The organism is Pseudomonas synxantha BG33R (assembly GCF_000263715.2).
Taxonomy (GTDB): Bacteria; Pseudomonadota; Gammaproteobacteria; order Pseudomonadales; family Pseudomonadaceae; genus Aquipseudomonas; species Aquipseudomonas synxantha_A.
On record NZ_CM001514.1, the window covers coordinates 1,744,361 to 1,758,275 of the forward strand.

General features: G+C 60.0%; 14 protein-coding genes and 1 pseudogene. 7 read left to right on the plus strand and 8 right to left on the minus strand.

The annotated features are described in order from the left end of the window. Window positions 1-11 precede the first annotated feature (11 nt). Both PSEBG33_RS19185 and PSEBG33_RS19180 read left to right on the plus strand, forming a co-directional pair. Window positions 12-1,244 carry a Zn-dependent hydrolase gene (locus tag PSEBG33_RS19185; RefSeq protein WP_005786047.1) on the plus strand — a complete coding sequence of 411 codons (1,233 nt, stop codon included), beginning with the start codon at window positions 12-14 and terminating at the stop codon, window positions 1,242-1,244. A 134-nt stretch (window positions 1,245-1,378) separates the two neighbouring features. Further along, window positions 1,379-2,416 (plus strand): histone deacetylase family protein, encoded by a 1,038-nt coding sequence (locus PSEBG33_RS19180; RefSeq protein WP_005786049.1) that lies wholly within the window; start codon window positions 1,379-1,381, stop codon window positions 2,414-2,416. A gap of 18 nt (window positions 2,417-2,434) precedes the next feature. On the opposite strand, the gene PSEBG33_RS19175 is transcribed toward PSEBG33_RS19180, so the two are convergent. Further along, a complete protein-coding gene (locus PSEBG33_RS19175) occupies window positions 2,435-2,788 on the minus strand; it encodes a type II toxin-antitoxin system RelE/ParE family toxin (protein ID WP_005786051.1) in 354 nt (117 codons plus the stop codon). Next, window positions 2,785-3,375, minus strand: coding sequence for a ribbon-helix-helix domain-containing protein (locus PSEBG33_RS30060; protein ID WP_232289410.1), 591 nt, complete (start codon window positions 3,373-3,375; stop codon window positions 2,785-2,787). Before PSEBG33_RS30060 ends, PSEBG33_RS19175 begins: the two co-directional genes overlap by 4 nt. A gap of 24 nt (window positions 3,376-3,399) precedes the next feature. Here PSEBG33_RS30060 and PSEBG33_RS19170 point away from each other — a divergent pair, with 24 nt between their 5' ends. Further along, window positions 3,400-4,302: a LysR family transcriptional regulator gene (locus tag PSEBG33_RS19170; protein WP_005786055.1), complete on the plus strand. Its 903-nt coding sequence runs from the start codon at window positions 3,400-3,402 to the stop codon at window positions 4,300-4,302. On the opposite strand, the gene PSEBG33_RS19165 is transcribed toward PSEBG33_RS19170, so the two are convergent. Continuing rightward, window positions 4,294-5,052 carry a substrate-binding domain-containing protein gene (locus tag PSEBG33_RS19165; protein WP_005786057.1) on the minus strand — a complete coding sequence of 253 codons (759 nt, stop codon included), beginning with the start codon at window positions 5,050-5,052 and terminating at the stop codon, window positions 4,294-4,296. The genes PSEBG33_RS19170 and PSEBG33_RS19165 overlap by 9 nt on opposite strands. Further along, entirely contained in the window at window positions 5,049-6,356 is a 1,308-nt protein-coding gene (locus PSEBG33_RS19160) for an MFS transporter (RefSeq protein ID WP_005786058.1), read from the minus strand. Before PSEBG33_RS19160 ends, PSEBG33_RS19165 begins: the two co-directional genes overlap by 4 nt. Window positions 6,357-6,553: 197 nt before the next feature. On the opposite strand from PSEBG33_RS19160, the gene PSEBG33_RS29500 reads away from it, so the two are divergent. Then, window positions 6,554-6,697: a hypothetical protein gene (locus tag PSEBG33_RS29500; protein WP_173664474.1), complete on the plus strand. Its 144-nt coding sequence runs from the start codon at window positions 6,554-6,556 to the stop codon at window positions 6,695-6,697. Between the two features lie 163 nt (window positions 6,698-6,860). Here the strand turns inward: PSEBG33_RS29500 and PSEBG33_RS27065 are convergent, their stop codons facing one another. Then, entirely contained in the window at window positions 6,861-7,298 is a 438-nt protein-coding gene (locus tag PSEBG33_RS27065) for a hypothetical protein (RefSeq protein ID WP_032803354.1), read from the minus strand. A 162-nt stretch (window positions 7,299-7,460) separates the two neighbouring features. Here PSEBG33_RS27065 and PSEBG33_RS28510 point away from each other — a divergent pair. Both PSEBG33_RS28510 and PSEBG33_RS19155 read left to right on the plus strand, forming a co-directional pair. After that, window positions 7,461-7,678 (plus strand): annotated as a pseudogene (locus PSEBG33_RS28510) (MFS transporter); the annotation flags it as partial. Window positions 7,679-7,938: 260 nt separating this feature from the next. Beyond that, window positions 7,939-8,859 carry a LysR substrate-binding domain-containing protein gene (locus PSEBG33_RS19155; RefSeq protein WP_005786059.1) on the plus strand — a complete coding sequence of 307 codons (921 nt, stop codon included), beginning with the start codon at window positions 7,939-7,941 and terminating at the stop codon, window positions 8,857-8,859. 26 nt (window positions 8,860-8,885) lie between these two features. Here the strand turns inward: PSEBG33_RS19155 and PSEBG33_RS19150 are convergent, their stop codons facing one another. The 3 genes from PSEBG33_RS19150 to PSEBG33_RS19140 all read right to left on the minus strand — a co-directional run bounded on the left by PSEBG33_RS19150 (window position 8,886) and on the right by PSEBG33_RS19140 (window position 12,921). Further along, window positions 8,886-9,827, minus strand: a complete 942-nt coding sequence (locus PSEBG33_RS19150) for a LysR family transcriptional regulator (protein WP_005786061.1) — start codon at window positions 9,825-9,827, stop codon at window positions 8,886-8,888. A gap of 137 nt (window positions 9,828-9,964) precedes the next feature. Continuing rightward, the gene (locus PSEBG33_RS19145) at window positions 9,965-11,152 is read right to left on the minus strand and encodes a cyanate transporter (protein ID WP_005786063.1); all 1,188 of its coding nucleotides are present in this window, start codon (window positions 11,150-11,152) and stop codon (window positions 9,965-9,967) included. Window positions 11,153-11,283: 131 nt separating this feature from the next. Further along, complete coding sequence (locus PSEBG33_RS19140; protein WP_005786064.1) at window positions 11,284-12,921, minus strand: 5-guanidino-2-oxopentanoate decarboxylase; 1,638 nt, start codon at window positions 12,919-12,921, stop codon at window positions 11,284-11,286. A gap of 111 nt (window positions 12,922-13,032) precedes the next feature. On the opposite strand from PSEBG33_RS19140, the gene PSEBG33_RS19135 reads away from it, so the two are divergent. Then, complete coding sequence (locus PSEBG33_RS19135; RefSeq protein WP_005786066.1) at window positions 13,033-13,902, plus strand: LysR substrate-binding domain-containing protein; 870 nt, start codon at window positions 13,033-13,035, stop codon at window positions 13,900-13,902. Window positions 13,903-13,915 lie beyond the last annotated feature (13 nt).

A 13,915-nucleotide genomic window follows, 5' to 3' on the forward strand; every position in this document is an offset into this window, starting at 1 on the left:
GGGAGTCCGCAATGTTGAAGATTAACGGCGAGCGCCTGTGGCGTAGCCTGATGGACATGGCCGAGATCGGCGCAACCGCACGCGGTGGCAGCTGCCGCCTGGCGTTGAGCGCCGAAGACCAGGCCGGTCGTGAGCTGTTCAGTCACTGGTGTACAGCGGCTGGCCTGACGTTGAGCGTGGATGCCATTGGCAATCTGTTCGCCCGTCGTGCGGGTACCGACAATGACGCCGCTGCGGTGATGATCGGCAGCCATCTCGATACCCAGCCCGAAGGCGGGCGCTTCGATGGCGTGTACGGCGTATTGGCCGGACTCGAGGTGATCCGCAGCCTCGACGACCACGGCATCCAGACGCGCAAGCCCCTGGAAATTGCGGTGTGGACCAACGAAGAAGGCGCGCGTTTCACCCCGGCGATGCTGGGCTCGGCGGTGTTCACTGGTGCCCTCGCGCTGGACAAGGCGCTGGCGACCACCGACGGTGATGGCGTCAGCGTGGCCGAGGCGTTGCGCACCACCGGTTATAACGGCGAGCGTGCATTGGGTGGGGCAGTGGATGCGTATTTCGAAGCGCATATCGAGCAAGGCCCGATCCTGGAAGACAACGCCAACAGTATCGGCGTGGTGACCGGCGGCCAGGCGATTCGCTGGCTCGATGTGCGTGTCGAAGGCATGGCTGCCCATGCGGGCACCACGCCGATGGCACTGCGCAAAGATGCGTTGTACGGCGCCGCAAAAATGATCCAGGCCCTGGAAAACCTCGCTGCCGATTTTGCCCCGTATGGCCTGACCACTGTGGGTGAATTGAGCATTGCCAAGTCGTCGCGCAACACCATTCCCGGTGTGCTCGACTTCACTGTGGATCTGCGCCATCACCGCGACGCCGATATCGACGCCATGGAGCAGCAAGTGCGCGCACGCCTGCAAGCGATTGCCGACAACCGTGGCCTCAGCGTGACTATCACACCGCACTGGATCAGCCCGGCCACGCCGTTCGATGCTGAGTGCGTGGCCTGTGTGCAAGCGTCGGTGGATGCTCTGGGCTACAGCCAGCAGACCATCATCAGCGGCGCTGGCCACGATGCCATCCACCTGGCGCGCTATTGCCCGACTGCGATGATCTTCATCCCCTGTGTCGGTGGCCTGAGCCACAACGAAGCCGAAGACGTCTTGCCTGAAGACGTGCGCCAGGGCACCGATGTATTGCTCAACGCCGTGTTGAAACGCGCCGGCCAGGTTCATTTCTAAAGGCTGACGCCGTGCCCATGTGGGAGCTGGCTTGCCTGCGATAGCGGTGACGCAGGCGGTACATTGTGCTCTGACCGTGCGCAATCGCAGGCAAGCCAGCTCCCGCAGGTTCTGTGTTTATCCAGGAGCATCCTATGAATACGTTTTTCCATCCCGAACAACTGCTGCATCACCCACGCAGCTACTACTCTCGTGGCCAGATGCGCACGCCACAGGAGGTCCCCGAGCGTGCGCGCAACCTGCTGCTGGCTGCGCAAACCCTGGGCTTTGATATCCAGCAACCGAGCGACTACGGTATGGAACCGCTGCTCGCCGTGCACGGCGCTGCATATCTGGATTTTCTCCAAGAAGCTCACCAGCGTTGGAAGGAAATCCCCGAAGACTGGGGCGACGAAGTCATGTCCAACATCTTCGTGCGCGAGCCCAACGCCCTGCGCGGTATTCTGGCCCAGGCGGCCCGTTACCTGGCCGATGGCAGCTGCCCGATCGGTGAACTGACCTGGCGCTCGGCGTATTGGTCAGCCCAAAGCGCCGTCGCCGCTGCCAAGGCGATTCTCGATGGCGCACCTGCCGCCTACGCCTTGTGCCGCCCGCCGGGTCATCACGCTCGCTTCGATGCGGCGGGCGGCTTCTGTTACATCAATAATGCGGCGGTGGCTGCGCAAGCGTTACGCCAAGGCTTCCAGCGCGTCGCGGTGCTCGATACCGACATGCATCACGGCCAAGGCATCCAGGAGATTTTCTACCAGCGCGATGACGTGCTCTACACGTCGATCCATGGCGATCCGACCAACTTCTATCCCGGGGTGGCGGGCTTTGCCGAAGAAAAAGGCGATGGCCCAGGCTTAGGGTTCAACCTCAACCTGCCCATGCCCCACGGTGCCAGCGAAGCGCTGTTTTTCGAAAAGCTGGAGCTGGCCCTGGCAGCGGTGAAGGACTTCTCGGCGGATGTGCTGGTGTTGTCACTGGGCTTTGATATTTACGAGTTGGACCCGCAAAGCAAGGTCGCGGTGACGCGGGAAGGCTTTGCGCGGCTGGGAGAGTGCATTCGAGGGCTGGGGTTACCGTGCCTGATCGTGCAGGAGGGGGGGTATCACCTGGAGACGCTGGACAGTAATGCGCAGGCGTTTTTCAGTGCGCCAGCGGCTTGGGAGAAACTATCAGTCGATTAAGCGCTAAAGGCCTGCCGATCAGTTTTCAGCAGGCTTTTCATCTATCAATGAGCAGTCGTTCCCCTCACCCTGGAACAGCGCCGTGTAGTTTTGCCCGCCATAAAATACCCCCACTATCGACACCGTTTCGCAATCAGGCCTCACCCTGAACGCGATGATGGTGCTGCGACGATAGTGCGTGATGCGTAAGCCTGTAAGCAGGTCGTCACGGCGCGCGCCACGCAAGGGGAACAGGGCGAGGCTTTCACAGTAGCTGACGAGATTGTCGATAAAGCGCGTCGCTACCAAGGGGGAGCCGGCATCGCAGATGTAATCCTCAAGGGCATCGAGTTGCGTCAGGACTTCAGGCGAAAAAACCACCGAGTAGCTCACGCGTTCCCGGTGCCTTTGCGCTGACGCCTGGCTGCCATATGCTCGCGAACCTGTTCTGCAGATAACCCGCGCGCAGGTTGTGCCTCAAGAGCGGTCGCTGCCGGGATGACTTCGTCCCTCAGCCAGTCTTCCATGGCACGGTCACGTGCCAGCAGCACCCGCAATCCGTCGCGAATCACTTCGCTTTCGCTGGCATATTCGCCGGCAGCCACCTTGGCTTTGACCAGGGCCGCCATTTCAAGGGGCAAGGTGATGCTCATTTGCTGGGTTGAGCGCATTGGGATGTCCGCCAGAAGTGAGTAGGATTCAATCCTACTTGACCATTGGCGCGATGCAACAAGCAACTGATCAATGCCGATATCCGGCGTCTCGTCGTCCATCCAGAAGGGGTAGGTTTGCATAAGTTGCTGCGTCTCCAGTTGTGTGGTCCAGGCCGCAAGTATTGACCCGTTTTGACGATCGCGTGGCCGCAGGTAGCCGATAAGCTGCTGAAATGTATGACTTGATATCTGTAACAGGATTATCTCGATAAAGCCGCCCCGGCTCGCATGGCATCCCATCGACTCCCATACGATAATGCTCGTCACCCCGACCACTTTGGCCCGCCTCCCGTGATCATCAATTTCGACCTCAACGACCTCCAAGCCTTCCGCGCCGTGGTAGACAAGGGCAGTTTCCGTGGCGCCGCCGAGGCCATCCGTATCTCGCAGCCGGCCCTCAGCCGACGCATCGAGAAGCTTGAATCCGCCCTGGATGTAAAGCTGTTCGAACGCACCACACGGCGGGTCAGTCTGACCATGGTCGGTCGTGCCTTCTTGCCCCAGGTGGAGCGAATGCTCGACGATCTTGACATCGCCTTGATGGGCATCAGCAACGTCGCGTCCACCCGCATGGGCAACGTCACCATCGCCTGTGTGCCGTCTACCGCGTATTACTTCATGCCCCACGTGATCTCCGAATTCCACAAGCTGTATCCGAAGATTCGCCTGCGGGTGCTCGATGCCAGTGCTGGTGAAGTGAGCAATGCGGTGGCAAGCGGTGAAGCGGATTTCGGCGTGAGCTTCAGCGGTAGCCTGGCCGACGAGGTCGAGTTCGAGCTGTTGCTGCAGGAGCGTTATGTGCTTGCCTGTCGGCGTGACCATCCGTTGGCCATGCGTGAGAGCGTGACCTGGACCGAAGCCTATGAACACGACTACATAAGCGTGGACAAAACCTCGGGCAACCGCTTCCTGCTCGACCAGGCGCTGCGTGGCGTGCGGGTGAAAAAGCCGAGTATCTGCGAGACCCACCACGTGACCACCATGATCGGGCTGGTGGAGGCGGGGCTGGGCGTGGCGATGGTGCCGTCGATTGCGATGCCGGCGTGCGAGCACCCGATTCTGGTGAGTGTGCCGCTGGTAGAGCCGCAGGTGATGCGCAATGTGGGCTTGATCAAGCGCCGCGGGCGGACACTGCCGCCCGCGGCGCTGGAGTTGGAGCGATTGGTGCGGGAGATGCCGTTTCGGTCAGCGTGACACCGAGTCCAGGCCGGTGGATTGCACCACCGGTTGAGCTTGCGGCGAGGCCATGAACTGCAGCAGCGCCTTGGCCTCATCCGGGTGTTCGGCGTTGACCGGAATGCCCGCCGCAAAGCGTGTCACCGATTGCACGTCTTCCGGGATTTTGCCGACAAACGTCACGCCCTTGACCGGCAGCAATTCAGCCACCTGTTGCAAGCCCACTTCGTAGTCACCCTTGGCCACCTGCTCGCCCACCGGCACGCGTTCGATCATGGTGCCTTTGGCCGGCATACCGAGTTTCTTGAACAACTCTTTCTCGACGTACACACCGCTGGCGCTGTCCGAGTACGCCACGGATTTGGCTTTGCTCAGCACGGCCTTGAGTTCGGCGTCGGTATTGATCGCAGGTTTTTGCGCGCCTTCCTTCACCACCAGGCCAATGCGCGAATCGGCCAATTCCACGCGGGACGCGGGGTCGACCTTGCCTTGCTTGATCAGCTCATCCAGGGCGTAGCCGACCATGATCACTACGTCGGCGTGCTCGCCGCGGGCCAGGCGGTTGGGAATCGCTTCCGGCGCCTTGCCCATGGACGGGCCGAGAATGGTGTCGAGGGTGTCCCCGCTTTGCTTGGCGTATTGCGGGCCAAGCAGTTTATAGGCGGCGGTGAAGCCACCGGAGGTCATCACCTTGAGCTCTTCGGCCTGGGCCGTCAGCGCCAGGGCGCCGAGGACAACGGCAGTGAGGGATTTGAATAAAGGCTTCATTGCACCGCCTCCTGCATGACTTGGCCACGGGTATTGGCGTGGCGATACAACGCCAGGGTTGAACACAGTGCACACAGTGCGGCGAACATCATCCAATAGGCGGGAGATGCCTTGTCTTCAGTGATGTGGATGAACCAGGTGGAAATCGCCGGCGTGAAGCCACCGAAGACCGCAGTCGCCAGGCTGTAAGCCAGGGAGAAACCCGCCACGCGCACTTCCACCGGCATGATTTCGGTCAGCGCCGGGATCATTGCGCCGTTGTACAGGCCGTAGAGGAAGGAGAACCACAACAGGGTTTCCAGCATGTGCGCAAAGCTTGGCGCGTTGACCACGTAGGACAGCGCTGGATAAGCAGTGAGAACAGTCAGCACGGTCATGGCGATCAGTACCGGTTTGCGGCCGAAGCGATCACTGAGGATGCCGCCGATCGGCAGCCAGAAAAAGTTCGACACCGCCACCAGCAAGGTCACCAGCAGGGCATCGGAAGTGCTCAGTTGCAGCACAGTCTTGCCGAAGGTCGGTGCGTACACGGTGATCAGGTAGAACGCGGTGGTGGTCATGGCCACCATCAACATGCCGCCGATGACTACGGTCCAGTTCTTCACCAGGGTCGCCATCACTTCACGCATGGTCGGGCGATGCTTGCGGTTGGCGAACTCTTCGGTTTCCTGCAGGTTGCGACGCAGCACAAAGATAAACGGAATGATCACGCAACCAACGGCAAACGGAATGCGCCAGCCCCAATCGGCGACCACCGACGGTTCCATCCACACGTTCAAGCCATAACCCAGCGCGGCGGCCACCACAATGGAGATCTGCTGGCTGCCCGACTGCCAACTGGTGTAGAAACCTTTGCGGCCCGGCGTAGCCATTTCAGACAGGTAAACCGAGACACCGCCCAATTCCGCACCGGCCGAGAAGCCTTGCAGCAGGCGGCCCAGCAGCACCAGCAGCGGCGCCCACAGGCCAATGGTGTGATAACTGGGCACCAGCACGATCAATAGCGTACCGCTGGCCATGATCGACAACGTCACGATCAAGCCTTTGCGACGGCCCACGTCATCGATATAGGCACCCAGAATGATTGCGCCCAGTGGTCGCATCAGGAAGCCCGCGCCGAACACGGCGAAGGTCATCATTAATGACGCAAACTCATTAGCGGCGGGGAAGAACGCGGCAGCGATATAGGTCGCGTAGAACCCGAACAGAAAGAAGTCGAACTGTTCGAGGAAGTTGCCCGAAGTAACGCGCAATACAGCGCCTACTTTCGAGCTGGCAGGGGCGGGCCGGGAAGGGCTAGTCATGATTTTGTGTCTCCAGCGTTCTTTTTAAAGTGCTTGTTTCGCTTAAGACTGGGGATAGTGGCTGACACATTTAGAAATGATAAGTGACAAATTTGAATAGATTGATGCGCGCTGGCTATCAATCAGTGCCTCCGTCAAAAGACCTGCCTTGTTCTATACTTGAGCCTGTGTCCAATTCTTACGGATGGGAGGTGGTAATGGCTGACGAACAGAAACGGCAGAATGAGTCGGAGCGCGAACAACCCCGGCGACAGGAGGAGGAAAAACCGCAGACCTGGAAGCATCCCGATGATGGGACTGAGCTTTCCGAGCGGGACCAGGAGCGTCCGCTGAAACCCTGAGTACCCATCCAGTCAAAAAAATTGAGAGCGACGTTGTATGTGTGGGGGGGGGGCGTCAAAGTACCTTCGCTCTCATATATGACCGATGCAAGGGGTATATTTATATTTCGTTTTCCTCGAAGTTGAAGATAAGCGCTTTATTTATGTGGGTGGCAAATAATTATTATTTTTTATATTTTACGTCGCTTTTCAGGGAGTGTCCCTCGAACTCGCCCTCGCCATCTATTTTCTTACGTTCTTGGTTGTTTGCCGGGTTAACTGCAACAAAATTGAAAGATATTTTGATAGAAGCGTCGTTCGAGGAAACTGATAACACATTCACCGTTCCTCCTTCTTCATCGGCAATCCAGCTGTTTGCCCTGCCGGGATTGAACCACGCGCCGACTCTGGTACCTCTATTGATTGCATGCTCACCAACAGAGATATCTGTGGGGAATGTAAAATACAAACCTTTGAACATGACTCCTTCTTCTGGACCACCTACTACAAAAGAGTTCGTGTCGGCCTGATAGATAACTGAGTCAGCCACCCACCGTTCAGTGTCACCTTCGATATCGGCTTCTAAGCGACCTGTAGTTGCACGTTTTTCGATAGTCGTCATGATGGAGTTCTCATCAGTATTAGTAATAGTTAACAGCCTTTTTCGTGATTAATGATTAATACTAATGTCAGTGAAAATCTACTGTCAGATCTAACAGTAAATCGATTCAGTTGATTTGTGGAAACGGCCTTGCCTGGAAGAGAACGACGACCGAATTTTGCTGGACAGGGGTTCGTCAACGCTTGCGGGTTTTTGGTGGGTTCGTCGGGCGTTCGGTGATGGGCGCCATTGAGATGAGCACCGGTAATGCCATGAACCGCTTGAAAGTGATTGTCGTGGTGTTGGTGGTGGCCGCGTTGTCGGCATTACGCCTGCGCCAGGGCCAGGAGGCCCCTCACACCGGCAACGAGGTCGGAAACCCGGAAGCCAGCACCAGGTAAGCCACCACCGCCGCCAGGCATAAACCGACGAAAACGCGCAGCAAAGTCCTGGCGGTGGGGTGAACGATGAATTTGATGGCCCATAGCAAAAAACCGCTGAACAGTAGGCTCAGGGCGAAAATGATCAGCACAATGGAGTCTCTGCGACCTTCAAGCGCTGATTTATAGTCCCAAAGCCGCCGGATGAACAGTGCGCACATAGACGCAGCCCTGTGGCCTTTCTAAACTGCGGCTTGTCTTGGGGAGAGGGGTGGGCGCCGATGAATCGCAATGAATTACGCAAGGCCGACATCAACCTGATGGTGGTCTTCGAAGCGCTGATGCTTGAGCGCAATGTGACGCGGGTGGCGGAGAAGCTGTTTCTCGGCCAGCCCACCATCAGTTCGGCCCTCAACCGCCTGCGCACCTTGTTCAACGACCCGTTGTTCATTCGTGTCGGCCATCGCATGGAGCCCACGGCCCGTGCCGAGGAAATCATCCAGCACCTGTCGCCGGCCCTGGATTCCTTGTCATCGGCCCTGAGCCTGACCCATGACTTTGATCCGTCCATCAGTACCATGACCTTTCGCATCGGCCTGTCCGATGACGTCGAGTTCGGCCTGCTACCGCCGTTGCTGCGTGCCTTGCGCCAGGAGGCGCCGCAGGTGGTGTTCGTGGTGCAGCACGTGGATTACTGGCGCATTCCCGACTTGCTGGCGTCGGGCGATATCACCGTCGGCATCACCCAGACCCGCGGCCTGCCGGCAAATGCCAAGCGCAAGCTGTTGCGGCATATCCGCCCCTGCCTGCTGCGCGCCGATGCCTCGGACACGCCGCTGACCCTCGATGAATATTGCGCACGGCCCCATGTGCTGGTGTCCCACACTGCCAACGTGGCCGGGTTTGCCGATGAGTGGCTGGCGGAGGTGGGCCGCAAGCGCCATGTGGTGCTGTCGGTGCCGCAATACAGTTCGCTGCCGGCGTTGCTCGCCGGCACCGACATGATCGCCAGCCTGCCGGATTACACCGCCCAAGCCATGGCCGCCAGCGGCAATCTGTACTGCGAGCCGTTTCCCTTCCAAACCCCGACCCTGGATTTGTCGATGGTCTGGCTCAGCCACGTCGACACCGACCCGGCGGAGCGCTGGATGCGTTCGCGGCTGGAGGCGTTCATGAGTGACAAGCTCCCGGCTCCAAGCTAAGCAACTGTAGAGACGGCTTGGCGCCTTCAACTTGCCGCTTGCAGCTGTTCCTCACACACCTTCACCACTTGCTCACGAAACCAGCTATTGGCGCTGTCTTGCCCATTGGTTTCCTTCCAATGCATATCCAGGGTGAACCCCGGCAAACCGTTGGGTGCTTCGCACACACCGAACCCCGGTGCCGGCGCCAGCAACTTTTGCACGCGACGCGGCAGGGTGACGATGAAGTCGGTGCCGGTAATCATCTTCAACGCTGCGCTGTAGCTATTGGCCCGCGCGATCACCTGGCGCTTGCGCGCCTGACGTGCGAGCCAGCCGTCGATCATGTTGGTGTCGGAGGACCATGGCGTGGGGAATATGTGACGCCGCTCGACGAAAGATTGCAGGCTGAACGCCGGCTCCCTGGGCGCCGAGCGCTGGTCGAACACGCAAACCAGGTCATCCTCCAGCAGCATCTGGGTCTTGAAGTCTTTATGGGTGCGATGAAAGTGCGGGCCGAAGCAGATCACCAGGTCGAGGCGGCCTTCACGCAGGTCATCGACAGGAATGTCGGTTTCCAGCTTCTGCACATTGACGATCACCGGCAGGTCGGCATGGTCGAAGTGCTTCAACAGCCGTGGCAGGATCAGTTGCTCGAAGTATTCCGGGGCGCACACATTGAAGGTCACCGCCTGTTGGGTCGGGTCAAAGGCCTGGCCACCGGCGTGACACAGGTTGATGCTTTCCAGGATTTTCTGCACATGCCCGTACATGGTGGTGGCCTTGTACGTCGGACGCATACCGGCCCGTGTGTTGATAAACAGCTCATCCTCAAAGCTGGTGCGCAACTTCTTCAGGCTGTAGCTCACCGTGGACTGGCTGACGAACAGCGTTTCGGACACATCAGTAACGCTGCTCTGGTCGTAGACGGCGATAAACACCATCAAATCCTGCATATCGAGCTTTCTGAGCGAGTTACTGTTTAGCATCGGTTTCGTCCGTAAACCCTTTGTACCGAACTCAGTACAAGACTGAGCAAAATGTTAACGGAACGCTCGTACCAATAGAAAGCTCTGTAGGACTCGTCAATGTTTCGTGTGGGACAAATACTGTTTGTAATACGACGTCAGCGGATATGTCGTACGTAATGCCGGGGGTTGAAGCGCAGGACCATCAGCAGCATCACCACAGTCACCGCGGTCAGCGACCACCAGGCCCCTTCAAAGCTGCCCAATTGATCGCGGATCACTCCGGCAATCAAGGGCGACATGCCGGCAATCAGGTAACCGATGCCCTGTACAAACGCGGTAAGGCTGCCGGCGCGCCGTGGGTTGTCGAGGTGGTCGAGGGACACAATCAGGCTCATGGGAAACAGCCCGCCGATACCCAGGCCCAGCAGGCAAGGCCATAGCAGGCTCCAGTGTTGTGGGCTGAGGATCAGGCCGCAGAACCCGAGGATGATCAGCGTCAGCAGCACCGCGATCACGCCGCGTTTATCCTGGCGTCGGTTGGCGATGGCCGGGGTGACCAGGCCGGAGATCACCTCCATGGCGGTCAGCAAGCCCAGCAGCAAGCCGGCATTCTGCTCGCTCCAGCCCTGTTCGACGTAGTAGGGCGCCAGCCACGCCAATACACAGGTATAGGACGCCGTGCCCAGGCCAAAAAAGATCGCCAGCAACCAGGCGCGGCGATTGCTGAAAAATGATTCCCGAGTGCTCGAAGCTGCTTGAGGCAAGGGTGGCAGAGCCGAACGCTGGGCATACCAGAACACCAGCGCCAACAGCGCCAGCACCGCCCAGATCGCCAGGCCGATGCGCCAACTGCCGGTGCGCACTTGCACCAAGGGTGAGAGTGATGCCGCCAGCGCAGCGCCGCCCATGATCGCAGTCACATACAGGCCCATGAACAGTGAAACGTCAGCGCTGAATCGCGACTTGATCAGCGTCGGCATCAACGCCTGTATCAGCGCAATGCCGACCCCTGCGGCAATCGCGCTGACGATCAGTTCCAGCGCCGAATCCAGCAACAATCGCGATAAGGTCGCCAGCCCAATCACCAGCAGCGACAGCATAATGCTGCGATGTTCGCCCAGGCGCTTGGCCAGGCCCATGCCAACAAACATCGCCAGGCCCATGGCCATGACCGGCAACATGGTCAGTAAGGCGGCGCTGCTGAAACTCAACGGCACGTCCGCGCGAATCGACGACAACAACGGCCCCACAGCCGCCATCGACGGTCGCAGGTTAAGGGCGACCAGCACCACGCTGATCATCAGCCATACGGCGGTGGTGGGTTTTGCGTGAACGTTTTCCATGGGCCTGCCTTGATCGAACAAGGGCGAATCAGGCCATGCAGGGGCAAGTGGGGCAAATCAGAAAGTCGCTGGGGCTATCTAAAAATTGCGGATAACTGACAGATCGCCCCTCTCACAGGGGAAAACCAGAGTCACATAGAGCGAGTTCCGGGCCTGGTCGACTCCCACCGCCCCTGGTCGATTTCAATCAGCGTCGGCCCCTGGCGATTAGCTGCGGCGCGCAGTGCCGAGCGCAGATGCTCGATGCCTTCGATGCTCTCTGCCGCGCAGCCCAGGGCCTTGGCTACGCCAATAAAGTCCGGGGTGTAAATGTCTACACCCACAGGCTCGATGGCACGATTGAGCATGTATTTCTTGATCTCCTCATAGCCCTGGTTATTCCACAACAGCACGATCACCGGTGTGCCGGCTTCCACGGCGCTGGCCAGTTCCGGCAGGGTGAATTGCAGGCCGCCGTCGCCGATCAGGCACACCACCGGTTGCCCATCGCCGCGCGCCAGCCAGGCGCCGATGGCGGCGGGCAGGGCATAGCCCAGGGTGCCGTAGCCGGTGGATGAATTGAACCAGTGACGTGGTCGGTCGAGGTTCAGGGTCAGGTTGGCGCTGTACACCGGTTGGGTGGAATCACCCACCAGCACGGCGCCGGGCAGTTCTTCCAGGACGGTGTTGAGAAGCCGCGTGTGTGCACGGGTGGCAGCGTCCCAAGTGGGCTCCAGCTCGGTCCACAAACGTGCGACGCGGACCGGGCCCCAATCGGTATTGCGCGGCGCCAGTGGCTGGCGGTCCAGTTCGGTAAGCAGCGCCCGGGCGGCGATTTTCGCGTCGGCCACCAGGGCCACCTCGGGCGGGTAGTTGCGTACGGTCTGGTCCGGGTCGATATCGATGCGCAGCAACGTACCGGGAATCTTGAAGCCGCCGGCGAAGGTCACGTCGTAATCGGTTTCCGCCAGTTCCGTGCCGATGGCCAGTACCACATCGGCCTCGGCGACCAGGGCGCGGGTGGCCGCCAGGGTCTGGGTCGAGCCGATCAACAATGAGTGTGCGGCAGGCAACAGGCCTTTGGCATTGATGGTCAGGGCCACGGGCGCGCCGAGGGTTTCGGCCAGGCGGGTCAACTCGGGCGCCGCATCGATGGCGCCGCCACCGGCCAGAATCAGCGGGCGTTGGGCGGTGGCGAGCAAGCGGCTCATGTGCTCGATCGCCGTCGGTGCCGCTCCGGCGCGGGCCACGCTGACCGGCTGGCTGCCCAGCAGGGCATCGGCATTTTCCACCAGCACATCCAACGGAATCTCGATATGCACCGGGCGCGGCCGCCCGGCCTGAAACAGTGCAAACGCCCGTGCCAGCACGCCGGGCAATTCGTGGGCCGACATCAAGGTATGGGAAAAAGCCGCCACGCCGGCCACCAGTGCGCTCTGATTCGGCAACTCATGCAACTTGCCACGCCCGCCGCCCAACTGGCTGCGCGCCTGCACACTGGAAATCACCAGCATCGGGATCGAATCGGCATAGGCCTGGCCCATGGCCGTGGTGATATTGGTCATGCCCGGGCCGGTAATGATGAAACACACACCAGGCTTGCCGCAGGTGCGCGCGTAGCCGTCGGCCATAAACCCGGCGCCCTGTTCGTGGCGCGGGGTGACGTGACGGATGCCGGAGCGCGCCAAACCACGGTACAGCTCCACGGTATGCACACCGGGGATGCCGAACACATGATCGACACCGTAGCCTTTCAGGAGGTGGACCAATACTTCGCCGCAGGTTGCCATGCCGGTCGCTCTTGTTATGGATTGAAGGCGCTATTGGAACGGCTGGCCGGTAGCGGCAACAATCGATAAAAAGTCATACTCGCCATGTCCTCACGTCATGGCTGCGCCCTAATGAAACGCCTTCCACCGTTGCCCGCATTGCACACCTTCTGGGTTACGGCCCAATGCTGCAACTTCACCCGCGCCGCCGAGCAACTGCACATCACCCAGGGGGCGGTGAGCCGCCAGATCGCGGGGTTGGAACGGCATTTGGGCTATGGGTTGTTTGTGCGCCAGGCGCGGGGTTTGAGCCTGACCGAGGAAGGTCGCGAGTGGGCGCTGCGGGTGCAGCAGGTGTTCGGCGTGATCGGTGAGGCCGTGGAGCAAATCGGCAATCGCTGCGAGGTTTTGCAGCTCAAGGCGTCCACCTGTGTGATGCGCTGGCTACTGCCACGCGTGCTGCAATGGCAAAGGGAGCGCCCGGATGTACCGGTGGAGCTCACCACCACCGTGGCCTACACCGTGGATTTTCGTCGCGAGCCATTTGATGCGGCGGTGATCTATGCGCCCATCGCCGAGCAGTCCGAGGAGGCTCGGCATTTGTTCGATGAACAACTCACACCGGTCTGTGCGCCGGCCTTGCTGGACAACTTGCACACGCCAGCAGATCTGCAACACCAGGTGCTGCTGCACCCCACGCGGGATCAGCGGGATTGGGCATTGTGGTTAAAAGCGGCGGGTACGCGCCTGAGCAGTCTGAGCCAGGGGCATCATTTCGAAACGCTGGACCTGGCGATGACGGTGGCGGCACAAGGCTCGGGCGTGGCGATCGGTGATCGTGCGCTGATTGGCGAGGACCTGAAGGCGGGGCGCCTGGTGATGCCGTTTGAACTGCGGGTGCCGACGGGCATGGGCTATTACCTGGTGTATCCGCCGCAGACAGTGCCTTCTGCCGGGTTGTTGGCCCTGATGGATTGGCTGGCCAGCCAGGCACAAATGTAGGAGGGGCTTGCCC